Below are 13,900 nucleotides of genomic sequence, written 5' to 3' on the forward strand. Positions count from 1 at the left end.
ACGCCGCCCGGGATCATGCGCTAGGCCGGCTTGGCAGGCTCGGCCGGGAAACGTTTGTCGAGCCAGCTCAGCCAGTCGGCTTGCAGCGCCTTCAGGTCGCGCGGCAGCTTGCCCTTGGGTTCGGCGTTCGCCAGCCATTGCGCCATCGTCTCACCCCGGCCGAATGCGGCGCCGATGCGCCCAAAAATTTTCGGGTCGCCCGATCGCTCGATCATATAGGACGACGCCACGGTCCCCTGCAGATAAAAGCCTATGAAACGGTCATCGAGGTTATTGGCCGACTTTATCTCAGCCCCGCCAAGCACGATTACCGGCGAATTTTGCGCGCCTTGCTGCTTGCGCTTTTCGAGCAACTCGCGCACTCGATCGGCGCCGGGATGCTTCTCCTCGAAAAAGGCAGGGAGATCGACTAACATCCGCAGCCCAGGCGTCGCCTTGGCCGGGTCCGCGCGATAACGGCGGTAGTTCATGGCGAATTGCTCGGTGCGGCTCGCCAAGCTGGCATCATCTTCCATCAAGATCGCCGCCGTTTCATCGAGCCAATCGGGTCCCGGAGCACCATAATGGCTCGGCCCGTCGATCGAGGCATTCGGCCAATAAAGCCGACCGTACCACATATGGCCAAGCTCATGGGGAATGGTCGTTTTTTCGAGCTTGACCTGCGCTTCGTCGCTGAACAGCAGCGTGAGCTTCGCAATATCCGCTTTCACGGCAGCGTCGATGGCCTCTGGCGGCTGCCCCGGCATCCGGGCAGTGACCCCGGCGCGAACCGATGTTTCGATCTGCGCGCGGCGGAACTTCGGTGAAATCCAAGGCAATATTGCGGTGAACCCTGCCGTACGCAAGGCTTGGACCTTGGTGCCGTCAGGCAGCGACTCCTCGGGCCGATAGACTGCATAAAGCCCTGGAGGCGCCGCACCGAAGCGCGACATGAATCGCTCGGCGCCGGCTTCGGCATCGCCCAACAGCCGCTGCGCGGTTGCATCGTCGACCGCCAGCGCGATGCCACGCGCGGATTGAGCGCACGCGAGCGGCGTGATCGCCGTCACGCGCGCGCACAAATCCGGCTCAGGCGCGGCGCCACAGAGCGCAATCGGCATCGCCAACGCAGCGAAACGAAAATTCATGATTTTCTCCTCCCGATATTACGACTACTAGTGTAAACATAACTATGTTTGTAGTCAATCGTCGTTCTGCACTGTCATCATGCTGTCCCTTTCGTCCGGCACTGCGACATGCATGCGCCTGTCATCCCGCCTGTTCGCCGCGTTCCTTGCCGCCGGGCTCCAGGCGTGCGTGACGCAGCCGCTTGAGGCGCCGAAGACGGTTGCCGTGGCGCCCGCCGAAGCGCGTAAAGCCGTCACGATCCTGATCTCGATCGACGGCTTCAAGCCCGACTATCTCGCGCGGGGGGTGACGCCCAATCTCAACGCGCTCGCCGATGCGGGGATCAGCGCGGCGATGCGACCGTCGTTTCCGTCGATCACCTTTCCCAATCACTGGACGATCGTCACCGGGCTGCGGCCTGATCGCAACGGCATCGTCGGTAACAAGATCGAGGACCCCGGCCACCCCGGCATGACCTTCAACATGCAGAGCGAAGAGCCGTTCTGGTGGGCGCAGGCCGAGCCGATCTGGATCACGGCGGAGAAGGCCGGCATCCATTCGGCGACGATGTTCTGGCCCGGCGCCAATGTCGCCTTCGACGGCAAGCGCCCGCAGGACTGGCAGCAATATGGCCATGAGGTCAGCAATCGCCAGCGCGTCGATGCGATCATCGACTGGCTGCGGCGGCCGGTCGACACGCGGCCTGCTTTCTTCACGCTCTATTTCGACGCGGTCGATTCGGCCGGGCACGCCAATGGCCCCGACAGCCCCAAGACGACCGCCGTCGTCGGTGAGGTCGATGCGGCGATCGGGCGGTTGCGCAGCGAACTCGCGGCGCTGGGCCAGCCTGCCAATTTCGTGATTGTCGCCGATCACGGCATGGCGGCGATCAGCCCGGATCGTGTGGTGCGGCTCGACCAGAGCCTGCCGGAGGGCAGCTATCGCTTCGTCGTCACCGGCGCCTATGCCGGGATCGAGCCAATGCCGGGCAAGGACGCCGCGCTTGCCGCCGCCATCGTCAAGCCGGTGCCGCACGCGCAGTGCTGGCCCAAGGCGCAGGTACCGGTGGCGTACCATTATGGCCGCAATCCGCGCGTTCCGGCCTATGTGTGTCTCGCCGAGACTGGCTGGCTGATCCTCGACAAGCCCCCCGCCGCCGATATGGCCGAGAAATATCGCGGCACGCATGGCTTTGATCCCACCGATCCGCAAATGGCCGCGCTGTTCATTGCGAGCGGTCCGGCGATCAAGCCCGCAGGCAAGATCGCCGGGTTCGACAATGTCGATGTCGCGCCGTTGCTGCGCGATCTGCTCGGGCTGGCAGCGGGCAAGGATCTCGACGGCAGCGATGCGCCGTTTCGGGGTGCGCTGAACCGCTAGGCTTGCCAAGGCGGGCGAAGCACGCGACACCGACTCCATGATTTATTTCGAGGACATTGAGGTCGGCAAGGTCAGCCATTTCGGCAGCTACGCCGTCACGCGCGACGAGGTGATCGACTTCGCAACGAAGTTTGACCCCCAGCCCTTCCACCTGTCCGACGAAGCGGCGGCGAAAACGCATTTCGGGCGGCTGTCGGCGAGCGGTTGGCACACCTGCGCGATGATGATGGCGATGCTGGTCGAGAATCTGACGCGCACCAAGCAAGCCGGGCTCGGCTCGCCGGGCCAGGACGAGCTGCGCTGGTTGAAGCCCGTCTACCCCGGCGACACGCTGTCGCTGTCGGTCGAAGTGCTCGACAAGCGCGCCTCGGCCAGCCGCCCGGAAATGGGCAGCTATCGCAGCCGCATCACCGTGCTCAACCAGGACGGCGTCGCGGTGATGACGACGATCGCGATCGGGCTGATCGCGACGCGCCCTGCTGCCTAGCGTCTCGTGACGCTCCCTTGACCCGCTTGTTTCGAGCGACGTCGAGAAACAGGCCACAAGCGGCGCGCGGGGTGTCTCGACTTCGCTCGACACGAACGGAAGGGGCGTCATTCAGCCTCAAGCCATCATGCACTAGCGCCAGCGGCGACCGCGAAACCCGCGCCAATTGTCGCGGACCGGGCCGCCTTGCCAGCCGTTCCGGCGCCCGTTCCAGTAATCGCGGTCGCGGTCGGACCAGCGCCGCGCGACGCGGTAGCGATCATAGACGTAATAGCCGGTGCCGGGGTAATAATAGTCGCCGTACCAGCCATAATAGGGCGCAACCGCGCCATAATAGCCCCGGCCATAGCCACCGGCATAATCATCGGCACAGGCGCCAAGGCCCGCCAGCAGCGCGGCGCCCAGCGCCACTTTCGTCAAAGATGCGATCATCGCTACGCCTCCATCCGGCCCCAATACGCGGGGCGCCGAATGGTATTGCCTAAGCGAAGATTAATGGCCCTCGAACGAGAGCAGCGCGGTGACGTTGATGCCATCGCTGCGCAGCGCGTCCGCACCGCCCAGTTCAGGCAGGTCGACGACGAACTGCGCTTGCGTCACATTCGCGCCCGCCTTGCGCAGCAGGCGGATTGCGGCCCGCGCGGTGCCGCCGGTGGCGATCAGATCATCGACGAGCAGCACGCGCTGGCCGGGGGCCAGCGCATCCTCGTGCATCGTGATCCGGTCCTGGCCATATTCGAGCGCATAATCCTCAGCGATCGTCACGCCGGGCAGCTTGCCGTCCTTGCGGATCAGCAGCACACCGGCGTTGAGCGGCACCGCAATCGCGGCGGCGAACAGGAACCCGCGCGCCTCGATGCCCGCGATCAGATCGACCGGACCATCGACCGCCGCGACCATACGCTCTACGGTCTGGGCAAGCCCATGCGGGTCGAGCAGCAAGGTGGTGATGTCGCGAAACATGATCCCCGGCTTCGGAAAGTCGGGGATCGTGCGGATCAGCGCCTTCAGATCGTCGTTGGCGGCGGCGCCCGTCGCAATGCTCAATGCTTCACATTCCGCCAGATCGACTGATAGGCGCCATAGGCCAGGATCGTCGCGACGAACAGGAAGCCGAGTACCGCGAGGCCAAGCGAATGGCGGTCGTTGAGTTCGGGCTCGGCCGTCCAGACGAGGAATTCGGCCACGTCCTTGGCATTTTGCGCAACCGTCGACGGGGTGCCGTCGGCATAGGTGACTTGCCCGTCCTGCGCGAGCGGTGGCGGCATCGCGAGGTTCAGGGTCGGGAAGTACGGGTTGTAATAAGACCCATCCGGCGTCTTCGCATCGGGGTGCTTGGCGATCAGCTCGGGCGTCTGTTCGGCATAGCCGGTCAGCAGCGAATAGACATAGGCCGGGCCTTCATGCCGCGCCTTGGTGATCAGCGACAGATCGGGCGGCACGCCCGTGCCGGGGTAATAGACCTTGGGGAAGTGATCGGCCGGCACGTTCGCGCGTTCGGTGCGGTCGCCGGTCTTGGGATCCTGCACCGACTGCTTGGTGCCCCAATCGGCGGCGATCTTCTTCACCTCGGCGTCGGTGTAGCCGATCTTCTTCAGATCGCGGAAAGCGACAAGCGACAGCGAATGGCAGTTGGCGCAGACTTCCTTATAGACTTGGAAGCCGCGCTGCGCCTGGCGCACGTTGATCTTGCCCATGAAGCCGTCGCTGTCGAGCGCGAGCTCCTTGGGATGCTTGTACAGGAAAGCCGCCGCGCTTTCGGGCTGCGGATCGTTGATCAGCCCCGACACGCTGCCGAACAGCGACACCAGCAGCGCGACGACGAAACCGACGCCGACCAAACCGGCAATATAGCGAACCATGATAAACCCCTTATTCGGCCGGAAGCGCGTTGCCGGACAGGCCCGACGCGGCGGTTGCGCCACCATGCTTGCCGAGCACCGATTCGGTGATCGAGTTCGGCAGCGGACGCGGGCGCTCGGTCGCAGCGACGATCGGCAGGATGATGAGGAAATGCGCGAAATAATAGACGGACGCGATCTGGCCGATGATCACGTTGCGCGCGGTCGCCTCGGCCCCGCCGATATAGCCGAGCACCAGCACATCAACGAGCAGCACAACGAGGAAAATGCGGTAGCGCGGGCGATAACTGGCCGAGCGCACCGGCGACGTGTCGAGCCAGGGCAGGAAGAACAGCAGCAGGATCGACCCGAACATCGCGAGCACGCCCCACAGCTTCGCCTGGATGAACAGAAAGTCGGCCGTGAACGACTTCAGGATCGCGTAGAAGGGCAGGAAATACCACTCAGGCACGATGTGCGCGGGGGTCGCAAGCGGGTTCGCCGGGATATAATTGTCCGGGTGGCCAAGCGCGTTGGGCATGAAGAAGATGAACGCGCAATAGATCAGCATGAACACGCCGATCCCGAAGCCGTCTTTCGCGGTGTAATAGGGGTGGAACGGCACGGTGTCCTGTTCGCCCTTCACTTCGACGCCGGTCGGGTTGCTCGACCCCGGAATGTGCAGCGCCCAGACATGGAGGATGATCACGCCCAATGTGACGAACGGCAGCAGATAATGGAGCGAGAAGAAGCGGTTGAGCGCGGCATCGTCGGGCGCGAAACCACCGAGCAGCCAGATGCGGATGCTTTCGCCCACCAGCGGGATCGCCGAGAAGAAGCCGGTGATCACCTGCGCGCCCCAGAAGCTCATCTGGCCCCACGGAAGCACATAGCCCATGAACGCGGTGGCCATCATCAGCAGGAAGATGACCACGCCGAGCAGCCAGATCATCTCGCGCGGCGCCTTGTACGACCCGTAGTAGAGGCCGCGGCCGATGTGGATGTAGACGACCAGCAGGAACATCGACGCGCCATTGGCGTGGGCATAGCGCAGCAGCCAGCCGAAATTGACGTCGCGCATGATGTGTTCGACCGAGTCGAACGCGAGGCCCGCATCGGCTGCAAAGTGCATCGCCAGCACGATGCCGGTGACGATCTGGCACATCAAAGCGACGCCAGCGAGCACGCCGAAGTTCCAAAAATAATTCAGGTTGCGCGGCACCGGATAGCCCGCGCCAACCGCGCTATAGACGAAGCGCGGGAGCGGCAGCCGCTCGTCGATCCACTTCATCAGTGGCGCTTTCGGCTCGTAATGCTTTGCCCAGGGAAAGCTCATGCTGCTGTCCTCAACCGATCACAATGGTGGTGGGGGTGGAAAATTTGTACGGCGGCACCATCAGATTCTTCGGCGCCGGGCCTTTGCGGATGCGTGCGGCGGTGTCGTAGACCGAACCGTGGCACGGGCAGAAATAGCCGCCAAATTCGCCCTTCACTTCGCCTTCGCCCGCACCAAGCGGCACGCAGCCGAGGTGCGTGCAGACGCCCATCGTCACGAGCCAGTTGGTGTGGCCTTCCTTGGTGCGCTGGGCGAGTGTTTCGGGGTCACGCAGCGAGGCGACCGGCACCTTGTTCGCCTCGGTGATTTCTTCCGGGGTCAGGTTGCGCACGAACAGCGGCTGTTTGCGGAACGATGCCTTGATCGCCTGCCCCGGCGCGATCGCGCTCAGGTCAAGCTCGGTGGTCGAATCGGCGAGCACGTCGGCGGATGGCGCCATCTGGCTGATCAGCGGCACGAGAATGCCCGCGACGCCCACGCCGCCAAAAGCGACGGCAGCAATGCTGAGGAAGTCGCGGCGGCGATAGTCGCCGTCTTCGCCGTGCGGGGCGCCATCACCGGCTGCAATCGGGGTATCAACGGTTGCCATTCACTTGCCCTTGTCGAACCTTGTGTCGAACTTTGTCAGTCATTTCCGTGCCAGAGGGCGCTGCAATGGGCACCCACTGGCCGTCTTAGCGCGTCGCTTGGACGCAAACTCGCGGCCTGATAGACACAGGCCATGCGATTTGCCAACAGCATTTTGACCAATGCGGCCATACCGCATTAAGCCCTATCCGCATGGCAAGCCCCGCGCAAATCCGTCTCGCACTTTATCAGCCCGATATTGCGGGCAACGTCGGCACGATTTTGCGGCTGGCCGCGTGCTTCGATCTGGCGGTCGATCTGATCGAGCCAATGGGCTTTGCGTGGAGCGACCGCAAGCTGGCGCGGGCAGGCATGGATTATCTGGCGCAGGCCGATGTGACGCGCCACATGGATTGGGCAGCATTCGAACGCACGGTGACCGGGCGAATCGTCCTGCTGTCGACGCGCGGCGCCGTGCGCATCGACGCCGCTGCCTTTGCCCCCGATGATGTGTTGCTGTTCGGCGCAGAGTCGAGCGGTGTGCCCGATGATGTTCACGACCGGGCCGACCTGCGCCTTACAATTCCGCTTGTGCCGGGGCGGCGATCGTTGAATGTCGCGGTCGCAGCCGCCATCGCCACGGGCGAGGCTTTGCGCCAGATCAAAGGATGGCCCGACGCGGCCAGCTAAGACGCGAGTGTAGCACGGGGGGATGATGGAACTCGATACCGAACAGCAGACGGCACGGACCTGGTTCGAAAAGCTGCGCGACCTGATCTGCGCCGAATTCGAAGCGATCGAGCGCGAAGCCGGCTCCGACGCCGCGTTCGACTATACGGCTTGGGACCGCATCGACCCTTCAGGAGAGCCCGGCGGCGGCGGCGTGCGCGGCGTGATGAAGGGCAAAGTGTTCGAAAAGGTCGGCGTCAACGTCTCGACCGTTGGCGGCACGTTCGAAGGCGAATTCGGCAAGACGATCAATGGCGCCGCCGACGACCCGCGCTTCTTCGCGACCGGCATCAGCCTGGTCGCGCATATGGCCAACCCGATGGTGCCCGCGGTGCACATGAACACGCGCTTCCTGGTCACCACCAAGCGCTGGTTCGGCGGCGGCGCGGACCTGAACCCGCCGATCCCGTTCGAGGAGGACACGGCCGATTTCCACGCGGCGATGAAGGCCGCCTGCGACCCGCACGGCGCCGATTATCACGACCGGTACAAGAAATGGGCCGACGATTATTTCTACATCCCGCACCGCAAGGTGCATCGCGGCGTCGGCGGCATTTTCTGCGACCATCTCGAAGGCGATTTCGACGCCAATTTCGCGTTCATTCAGGATATCGGTCGCCAGTTCCTCGACAGTTTCGCGAGAATCGTCCGGCGGCGGATGCATGACGCCTTCACCCCCGAAGACGAAGCCCGGATGCTCGAATGGCGCGGGCGCTATGCCGAGTTCAATCTCGTTTATGATCGCGGGACTTTGTTCGGGCTGAAGACCGGCGGCAATATCGACGCGATCCTGATGAGCCTGCCGCCGCGCGCCACCTGGGCTTGACGCGGTGGCCCTGACGCGGGTCGCGCCGGGCGAAATCGCGACGATCGTCACCACGCTCGAAATGCGGCGGCGCCCGCCTGCGCGGCCCTTGCCCGACAGCCCGCTAAGGCTGGTGCGCTGGGCGCGACCGCAGCCCGACAAATATCGCGCCCTGTTCGCCCGCGTCGGCGCGCCGTGGCTCTGGTATTCGCGGCTCACGCTGGATGATGCCTCGCTCGCCGCAGCGATCGACCGGCCCGAGACGCAGGTCCACGCGGTGATCGACCGCGCGGGGATCGAAGTCGGGCTGCTCGAATTCACCCACCCCGCCGCCGATTGGTGCGCGCTCGATTACTTCGGGCTGGTGCCTGAGCTGGCGGGCAAAGGGCATGGCCGCTGGCTGATGAGTCTGGCGCTCGCCATGATGTGGCGGCCGGGCGTCGCGCTGGTGCGGGTCAACACCTGCACGCTCGATCACCCCTCGGCGCTCAATTTCTACCGCGCGCAGGGGTTCGAGTCCGTGATGCGGACGATCGAGACTTTCCCTGATCCGCGCGCGAGCGGGCTGCTGCCGCGCGACGCCGCGCCGCAGATTCCGATGCTCTAGGCCAGCCGCCGGTATAGCGCGACTTTGAACAGCAGCAGGCCCAGAGCAACCGCCGTCGCGATTGCTGCCGCCATGGCATCGACCACGACGATCACCACCGGATTGGCCGCGCGGAGACCGCGCAGCGTCGCATCGAGATTCTGGAATGGCGCGGGCAGCACCACATCGGCAACGAACGCGATCACCATCACGCCGGCCAATATCCAGCCATGACGGCGGGTTATGCCGAAGCTCCGCACCAGCGAATCGATCGCCGACAGCGGCGCTTCGGCGACCAGTACTGGCCCCAGCAGCAACAGCCGCCCAGCGAGATAAATGCCCGGCAGGAAAAACAGCGCAAAGCCGACCATCGTCAGGACCGTGCCGATGATGCCCGCGAGCAGATAGCGCGGCAGCAGCGCCAACGCACCGATCAACGCGTCGCGCAGTGTGTCGGCGGTCCGGTCGAAGTAGAAGGCGAAAATCGCCAGCGCTCCATAGGCCGAAACGATGCTCACCGTGATGAAGTAACCGGCATTGGCGCCGATCCAGGCGCGATATTGCGCGAGAAACGCCGCCGTTTCGGCGGTGCCCGGGCGGATCACCGTGTCGGCGGGCACGGTCAGCGGCGTGACCAGCAACAGCAGCGCGAGCGTCGGCACGAACAGGAACAGCCCCGCCAGCGGCAACAGCACTATGCGGTCGCGCCGCCACAGCGCCCAGGCATCGGCAGCGGTGCCGCCCAAATCAATCGTCATGCGGTGCCGATGGCTTCCTGTGCGCGCGCCGCGACATAAAATTTGCCGATGAACGCGGCGGATAACAAAGTGAATGCAGTCGACACGATCGCGACGAGGGCTGCGGCGAGCACCGACGCGATCGTCACTGGCCCCTCGCCGCCGAGGATCAGCGCAAAGATGGCACCGAACACCGTCTGCGCCGCCAGCGTCGCGACGAAGCTGACGATCGCGAACAACAGCAGCACCCCGATCAGCGCCAGCACGCGCCCCCGCGTCAGCGCGAACGAGCGGCCGATCGCGGCGAACCAGCTGCCCTCCGCCAGCAGCACCGCGTTCACGAGCAAAAGCCGCGCCGTCAGCCACAGCAGCGCGACGAGCAGCACCACCACATAGACCAGCATGAAGATCGCAATCGCCGGCGTCATGCCAGCGGGCGGCGGAATCGTCGCGCCGGTCTCGCTCGCGCGCATGAGGGCCTGCAAATCGACACCGGCGACGCCAAGCGCGATGCCGATGGGGGTCGCGAGCAGGATCGCGCCGATGCCCAACACCAGCGTGATGACCAACACAGGCAATATGCCCGCCGTCGCCTGCGCTCGCGCACTGCCGGCGCCGCGCGCCGGATCGATCGCCAATGCCAGCACCTGGAGCTGGCCCCATATCCCGACCAGCGTCAATCCAAAGGCCGCGACTTGCACCCCGATCGCGAGCGGCCCCGGCGTCTTGGCAAGCGGTGCCAGCGCACTCTGGACGACCAGCGGCAGATAGATCCACGGCACCGCCACCGGGATCAGCGTTGCCAGATTATCGCCCAGAAATTCGGTTGCCCGGTCCCAGACCGCGCTGATGTCGACCCTGCTCATCGCCTAACTCCCGCGCGTCCCAATGTTCGGCCTTGTCCGTGGACTGCGCGCTTAGCGCAAGCGGCGCGCGCATGCCAATGCTTGCGCGCGCCGCCCGGCGACCGCATGTGATCGACCATGACCAGCCCGCGCACCGACCCCGATACTGACGGCGGCGACGACATCGAATGGCGGATCAGCACCGATCCCGTCCCCTATCCCGAAGCGCTCGCCATGATGGAGGCGCGCGCGGCTGCGGTGGCGGCGGGCAGCGCGCGCGAGCTGATCTGGCTGCTCGAACATCCACCGATCTACACGGCGGGAACGAGCGCCGACCCCGCAGAGTTGATCGACCCGCGTTTCCCAGTCTTCGCGACCGGACGCGGTGGTCGCTATACCTATCATGGGCCAGGGCAGCGCGTCGGCTATCTGGTGCTTGATCTGGCCAAGCGCGGCCGCGACATTCGTAACTTCATCGGATCACTGGAGAATTGGCTGATCGAAGCGCTCGGTCTGATCGATGTCGCGGCCTATGCGGTGCCCGGCCGGGTGGGTATCTGGACGTCCGAAAACGGTACGGAGGCCAAAATCGGCGCGATTGGTGTGCGCGTGCGCCGCTGGGTAACGATGCACGGATTTTCCGTGAACATTGCAACGGAACTGTCTGATTTCGCAGGCATAGTCCCCTGCGGCCTGCCAGAATTTCCGGTCACCAGCGTAAAAAAGCTTGGCAAAGGGGGCGATTTCAAGGCATTCGACACAGCGCTCGTGTCGAGACTCGGGCATTTTCTCGATAGTCTTTCTTTGTCTATCGAAAACGAGGCTTGAGGGCGAGACGATATCCGACTAATGTCCACTGCGGTTTGGGGATTAAAGGCGGTCAAGCCAACCAAAACCATTATCTAGGGAGCTTCAAATGCGTGCACTCATTTCCAAGGTCGTGACGGGTTCGATGATCGCCAGCGCGGCGCTGTTGATCTCGGCTTGCGCCAAGACCGAACCGACGGCCGGTAACGACGCAATGGCGACGGAAACCACCAACGAAACCGACGCGATGGCTTCGGACAACATGACGGCGACCGACGGCGCGATGGCTTCGAACGACGCCATGATGTCGTCGAACGACGCCATGGGCATGGGCGATGCGATGGCGTCGAACGACGCCATGATGTCGTCGAACGACGCGATGGCCACCGAAAAGAAGAAGTAATCTTCTTTCGAAAGCCGGCTGCCTCAATCGGGCAGCCAAGCAATCAGGAAAAGGCCGTTCGGGTTTCCGGGCGGCCTTTTTCGTGCAGGCGCGGTTTGTGGACACAAATCGAGTCGGGTTGCCTCGACAACGCGCCGGTTCGATCGACTCCCACGGTTGAAAACCCGCGCGTCCTGCGCGAGAAGCGCGGGCTGTGGACGGGGATGGGAATGTGACGAAAATGGTAGCGCGGTTCATTTGCGGGTTGCTGGCGATGATGACGGCGATCACGGCCGCGCCCGCCTCCGCCCAGTTCTTCTTCAAAAGCCCCGATCTGGCGGGAGCGCCGGTGGTCGGCAACGAACCCGGCCTCACAACTCCCCTCCCCGGCGCGACCCCGGTAGAGTTGCGCGCCGGCCTGGTGTGGTCGCTGCGCGCGGCACTCAACATCGCCGCGCTGCGCTGCCAGTTCGAGCCGACCTTGCTCAGCGTGCCCAAATATAACGCTATGCTACTCGACCATCAGGCCGAATTGAAGGAATCGCTCGATACGCTCAGCAAATATTTCAACCGGATGGCGAACGCGAAGACCAAGGCAAAAGCCAAGTCCAGCCGATCCGGAGTGGCGGGGCTCGATCAATATGGCACACGGCTTTATTCGATGTTCTCCAATGTCGGCTCGCAATATTTGTTCTGTCAGACCGCCGCTGACATCGGCTATGCGGCGATCATCGCACCGCGCGGCAAGCTCTATGTCGTTGCCGAGACCCGCATGCGCGAGCTGCGTAACGGGATGCAGTTGCTCGGCGAGCAGGCCTTTGGCGGGCGGCGGGCGCTCGACATGAGCCGCACACGCTTCCCGCGCTTTGATCCGCGGTGCTGGACCAAGCAGAATTACTACGACTACCGCGCCTGCGGGCCTTTCTAAGCCGCTCAGCGCAAGCCAAGCAGCTTGTGCGTCTGCAGCGATAGCCGCCAGCGCGGGCGCGCCAGCACGAAATCAATCGCCGCTTGCGTGTTGGCGGCGGTATCGGCGCTGTCCATCGGTTGGATCAGCCAGTGACGGAAATCCCAAGCCTCGATTGCGTCGATGTCGCTGCCCGGTTGCGGCCAGACGAGCTTCACCTCATCGCCCTTGCGCTGAACAATGTCGCTCCCGGCCTTGGGGCTGACGCACACCCAATCGATGCCGGGGTGGACCGGCAAAGTCCCGTTGGTCTCGATCGCGATCGTGAAACCCGCCGCGTGGAGCGCGTCGATCAGTGCATCGTCGACCTGCAGCATCGGCTCGCCGCCGGTCAGCACAGCGAAGGCGCCCTCGCCCTGCCCCCACAGCGCGGCTGCTGCCTCAGCAACTGCCGCCGCATCGGCGAACTTGCCGCCACCATCGCCGTCGGTGCCGACAAAATCGGTATCGCAGAAGCGGCAGATCGCTGTCGGGCGGTCAGCCTCGCGCCCGCTCCACAAATTGCACCCGGCGAAACGGATGAACACCGCGCGGCGCCCAGCGTGAACGCCCTCGCCTTGCAAGGTCAGGAACATTTCCTTGACGGCATAGCTCATGGCCGCGTCGCATAGAGCGTTGGGTCGGCAATGCCTGCCTCTTCGAACCCACGCTGGCGCAGGCGGCAGCTATCGCACAGCCCGCAGTGCAGGCCGTCCGGGGTTGGATCATAGCAGGACCAGCTGATCCCGGCGTCGAGCCCGAGCCGCGCGGCCTCGCGGACGATGTCTGCCTTGGTCATATGCTGGAGCGGGGCGTGGATGCGGAACGGCGCGCCTTCGACACCCGCTTTGGTCGCAAGTTCCGCCAGCCCCTCGAACGCCGCGATGAATTCGGGGCGGCAATCGGGATAGCCCGAATAATCGAGCGCGTTGACCCCGATGAACAGGTCGCGCGCGCCCGCCGCCTCCGCCCAGCCGAGCGCGAGGCTCAGGAAAATCGTGTTGCGCGCGGGCACATAGGTAACCGGGATGCCGGGTTCGACGCCGGTCTTGGGCACCGCAATGTCGGCCGTCAGCGCCGAACCGCCGAACGCCGACAGATCGAGCGGCAGCACGACATGCCGCTCGGCACCCAATGCCGTGGCGACGCGCGCTGCCGCCGCCAGCTCGACCCGGTGACGCTGGTTGTAATCGACCGAAAGTGCGAGCAGCCGGAACCCGGCTTCACGCGCGCGCGCGGCTGCGACCATCGAATCGAGGCCGCCCGATACCAGCACCACCGCTGAAAGATCAGAATGCGTCATGAGGCAGCGCGGCTAAGCCCATTTGGCGCGCCCCGCAACCAT

The 13,900-nt window shown here is 64.4% G+C and carries 18 protein-coding genes; 8 read left to right on the forward strand and 10 right to left on the reverse strand.

All coding sequences use genetic code 11. From position 1 onward, the window contains the following. Positions 1-20 precede the first annotated feature (20 nt). A complete protein-coding gene (locus K2W81_RS02970; protein WP_294101126.1) occupies positions 21-1,127 on the reverse strand; it encodes a hypothetical protein in 1,107 nt (368 codons plus the stop codon). A gap of 112 nt (positions 1,128-1,239) precedes the next feature. Here K2W81_RS02970 and K2W81_RS02975 point away from each other — a divergent pair, with 112 nt between their 5' ends. Then, positions 1,240-2,487, forward strand: a complete 1,248-nt coding sequence (locus K2W81_RS02975) for an ectonucleotide pyrophosphatase/phosphodiesterase (RefSeq protein ID WP_294101128.1) — start codon at positions 1,240-1,242, stop codon at positions 2,485-2,487. Between the two features lie 37 nt (positions 2,488-2,524). Beyond that, positions 2,525-2,974 carry a MaoC family dehydratase gene (locus K2W81_RS02980; RefSeq protein ID WP_294101130.1) on the forward strand — a complete coding sequence of 150 codons (450 nt, stop codon included), beginning with the start codon at positions 2,525-2,527 and terminating at the stop codon, positions 2,972-2,974. Positions 2,975-3,106: 132 nt separating this feature from the next. On the opposite strand, the gene K2W81_RS02985 is transcribed toward K2W81_RS02980, so the two are convergent. The 5 genes from K2W81_RS02985 to petA are packed head-to-tail and all read right to left on the reverse strand — an operon-like array spanning position 3,107 to position 6,740. After that, entirely contained in the window at positions 3,107-3,406 is a 300-nt protein-coding gene (locus tag K2W81_RS02985) for a hypothetical protein (RefSeq protein ID WP_294101131.1), read from the reverse strand. A gap of 60 nt (positions 3,407-3,466) precedes the next feature. Next, the gene (locus tag K2W81_RS02990; protein WP_294101132.1) at positions 3,467-4,021 is read right to left on the reverse strand and encodes an adenine phosphoribosyltransferase; all 555 of its coding nucleotides are present in this window, start codon (positions 4,019-4,021) and stop codon (positions 3,467-3,469) included. Beyond that, a complete protein-coding gene (locus K2W81_RS02995) occupies positions 4,018-4,836 on the reverse strand; it encodes a cytochrome c1 (RefSeq protein WP_294101133.1) in 819 nt (272 codons plus the stop codon). Before K2W81_RS02995 ends, K2W81_RS02990 begins: the two co-directional genes overlap by 4 nt. A gap of 10 nt (positions 4,837-4,846) precedes the next feature. Continuing rightward, on the reverse strand, positions 4,847-6,151 hold the full coding sequence (locus K2W81_RS03000; RefSeq protein ID WP_294101135.1) for a cytochrome b/b6: 1,305 nt from the start codon (positions 6,149-6,151) through the stop codon (positions 4,847-4,849). A 10-nt stretch (positions 6,152-6,161) separates the two neighbouring features. Further along, the gene (gene petA / locus K2W81_RS03005; RefSeq protein ID WP_294101137.1) at positions 6,162-6,740 is read right to left on the reverse strand and encodes a ubiquinol-cytochrome c reductase iron-sulfur subunit; all 579 of its coding nucleotides are present in this window, start codon (positions 6,738-6,740) and stop codon (positions 6,162-6,164) included. Between the two features lie 209 nt (positions 6,741-6,949). Here petA and K2W81_RS03010 point away from each other — a divergent pair, with 209 nt between their 5' ends. Genes K2W81_RS03010 through K2W81_RS03020 form a run of 3 tightly spaced genes read left to right on the forward strand, consistent with a single transcriptional unit; the run spans position 6,950 to position 8,859 of the window. Beyond that, positions 6,950-7,408 (forward strand): tRNA (cytidine(34)-2'-O)-methyltransferase, encoded by a 459-nt coding sequence (locus K2W81_RS03010; RefSeq protein ID WP_294101171.1) that lies wholly within the window; start codon positions 6,950-6,952, stop codon positions 7,406-7,408. Between the two features lie 22 nt (positions 7,409-7,430). Further along, entirely contained in the window at positions 7,431-8,273 is an 843-nt protein-coding gene (hemF, locus tag K2W81_RS03015; RefSeq protein WP_294101139.1) for an oxygen-dependent coproporphyrinogen oxidase, read from the forward strand. Positions 8,274-8,277: 4 nt separating this feature from the next. After that, positions 8,278-8,859, forward strand: coding sequence for an N-acetyltransferase (locus tag K2W81_RS03020; protein WP_294101141.1), 582 nt, complete (start codon positions 8,278-8,280; stop codon positions 8,857-8,859). On the opposite strand, the gene K2W81_RS03025 is transcribed toward K2W81_RS03020, so the two are convergent. Both K2W81_RS03025 and K2W81_RS03030 read right to left on the reverse strand, forming a co-directional pair. Next, on the reverse strand, positions 8,856-9,596 hold the full coding sequence (locus K2W81_RS03025; RefSeq protein WP_294101143.1) for a hypothetical protein: 741 nt from the start codon (positions 9,594-9,596) through the stop codon (positions 8,856-8,858). The two genes, K2W81_RS03020 and K2W81_RS03025, sit on opposite strands and share 4 nt — an antisense overlap. Then, positions 9,593-10,441, reverse strand: coding sequence for a hypothetical protein (locus K2W81_RS03030; RefSeq protein ID WP_294101145.1), 849 nt, complete (start codon positions 10,439-10,441; stop codon positions 9,593-9,595). Before K2W81_RS03030 ends, K2W81_RS03025 begins: the two co-directional genes overlap by 4 nt. 117 nt (positions 10,442-10,558) lie before the next feature. Here K2W81_RS03030 and lipB point away from each other — a divergent pair, with 117 nt between their 5' ends. The 3 genes from lipB to K2W81_RS03045 all read left to right on the forward strand — a co-directional run bounded on the left by lipB (position 10,559) and on the right by K2W81_RS03045 (position 12,537). Then, entirely contained in the window at positions 10,559-11,248 is a 690-nt protein-coding gene (lipB, locus tag K2W81_RS03035; protein WP_294101148.1) for a lipoyl(octanoyl) transferase LipB, read from the forward strand. Between the two features lie 88 nt (positions 11,249-11,336). Next, positions 11,337-11,630: a hypothetical protein gene (locus K2W81_RS03040; protein ID WP_294101151.1), complete on the forward strand. Its 294-nt coding sequence runs from the start codon at positions 11,337-11,339 to the stop codon at positions 11,628-11,630. A 220-nt stretch (positions 11,631-11,850) separates the two neighbouring features. After that, positions 11,851-12,537: a hypothetical protein gene (locus K2W81_RS03045; RefSeq protein ID WP_294101172.1), complete on the forward strand. Its 687-nt coding sequence runs from the start codon at positions 11,851-11,853 to the stop codon at positions 12,535-12,537. Between the two features lie 5 nt (positions 12,538-12,542). Here K2W81_RS03045 and queE read toward each other — a convergent pair whose 3' ends face one another. Next, positions 12,543-13,172 (reverse strand): 7-carboxy-7-deazaguanine synthase, encoded by a 630-nt coding sequence (gene queE / locus K2W81_RS03050; protein WP_294101154.1) that lies wholly within the window; start codon positions 13,170-13,172, stop codon positions 12,543-12,545. Beyond that, positions 13,169-13,858 carry a 7-cyano-7-deazaguanine synthase QueC gene (gene queC / locus K2W81_RS03055; protein ID WP_294101157.1) on the reverse strand — a complete coding sequence of 230 codons (690 nt, stop codon included), beginning with the start codon at positions 13,856-13,858 and terminating at the stop codon, positions 13,169-13,171. The genes queE and queC overlap by 4 nt, the downstream gene beginning before the upstream one ends. Positions 13,859-13,900 lie beyond the last annotated feature (42 nt).

The sequence above is a fragment of the Sphingomonas sp. genome (assembly GCF_019749955.1).
GTDB lineage: Bacteria > Pseudomonadota > Alphaproteobacteria > Sphingomonadales > Sphingomonadaceae > Sphingomonas.

What these genes read in the sequence shown, in the direction of transcription:
- K2W81_RS03000 (WP_294101135.1), bottom strand. Translation starts at nt 6,151, where the DNA reads ATGAGCTTTCCCTGGGCAAAGCATTACGAGCCGAAAGCGCCACTGATG.
- K2W81_RS02970 (WP_294101126.1), bottom strand. Translation starts at nt 1,127, where the DNA reads ATGAATTTTCGTTTCGCTGCGTTGGCGATGCCGATTGCGCTCTGTGGC.
- K2W81_RS03025 (WP_294101143.1), bottom strand. Translation starts at nt 9,596, where the DNA reads ATGACGATTGATTTGGGCGGCACCGCTGCCGATGCCTGGGCGCTGTGG.
- K2W81_RS03040 (WP_294101151.1), top strand. Translation starts at nt 11,337, where the DNA reads ATGCGTGCACTCATTTCCAAGGTCGTGACGGGTTCGATGATCGCCAGC.
- lipB (WP_294101148.1), top strand. Translation starts at nt 10,559, where the DNA reads ATGACCAGCCCGCGCACCGACCCCGATACTGACGGCGGCGACGACATC.
- K2W81_RS02985 (WP_294101131.1), bottom strand. Translation starts at nt 3,406, where the DNA reads ATGATCGCATCTTTGACGAAAGTGGCGCTGGGCGCCGCGCTGCTGGCG.
- K2W81_RS02980 (WP_294101130.1), top strand. Translation starts at nt 2,525, where the DNA reads ATGATTTATTTCGAGGACATTGAGGTCGGCAAGGTCAGCCATTTCGGC.
- K2W81_RS02975 (WP_294101128.1), top strand. Translation starts at nt 1,240, where the DNA reads ATGCGCCTGTCATCCCGCCTGTTCGCCGCGTTCCTTGCCGCCGGGCTC.
- K2W81_RS03030 (WP_294101145.1), bottom strand. Translation starts at nt 10,441, where the DNA reads ATGAGCAGGGTCGACATCAGCGCGGTCTGGGACCGGGCAACCGAATTT.
- hemF (WP_294101139.1), top strand. Translation starts at nt 7,431, where the DNA reads ATGATGGAACTCGATACCGAACAGCAGACGGCACGGACCTGGTTCGAA.
- queE (WP_294101154.1), bottom strand. Translation starts at nt 13,172, where the DNA reads ATGAGCTATGCCGTCAAGGAAATGTTCCTGACCTTGCAAGGCGAGGGC.
- petA (WP_294101137.1), bottom strand. Translation starts at nt 6,740, where the DNA reads ATGGCAACCGTTGATACCCCGATTGCAGCCGGTGATGGCGCCCCGCAC.
- K2W81_RS03045 (WP_294101172.1), top strand. Translation starts at nt 11,851, where the DNA reads ATGGTAGCGCGGTTCATTTGCGGGTTGCTGGCGATGATGACGGCGATC.
- K2W81_RS02995 (WP_294101133.1), bottom strand. Translation starts at nt 4,836, where the DNA reads ATGGTTCGCTATATTGCCGGTTTGGTCGGCGTCGGTTTCGTCGTCGCG.
- queC (WP_294101157.1), bottom strand. Translation starts at nt 13,858, where the DNA reads ATGACGCATTCTGATCTTTCAGCGGTGGTGCTGGTATCGGGCGGCCTC.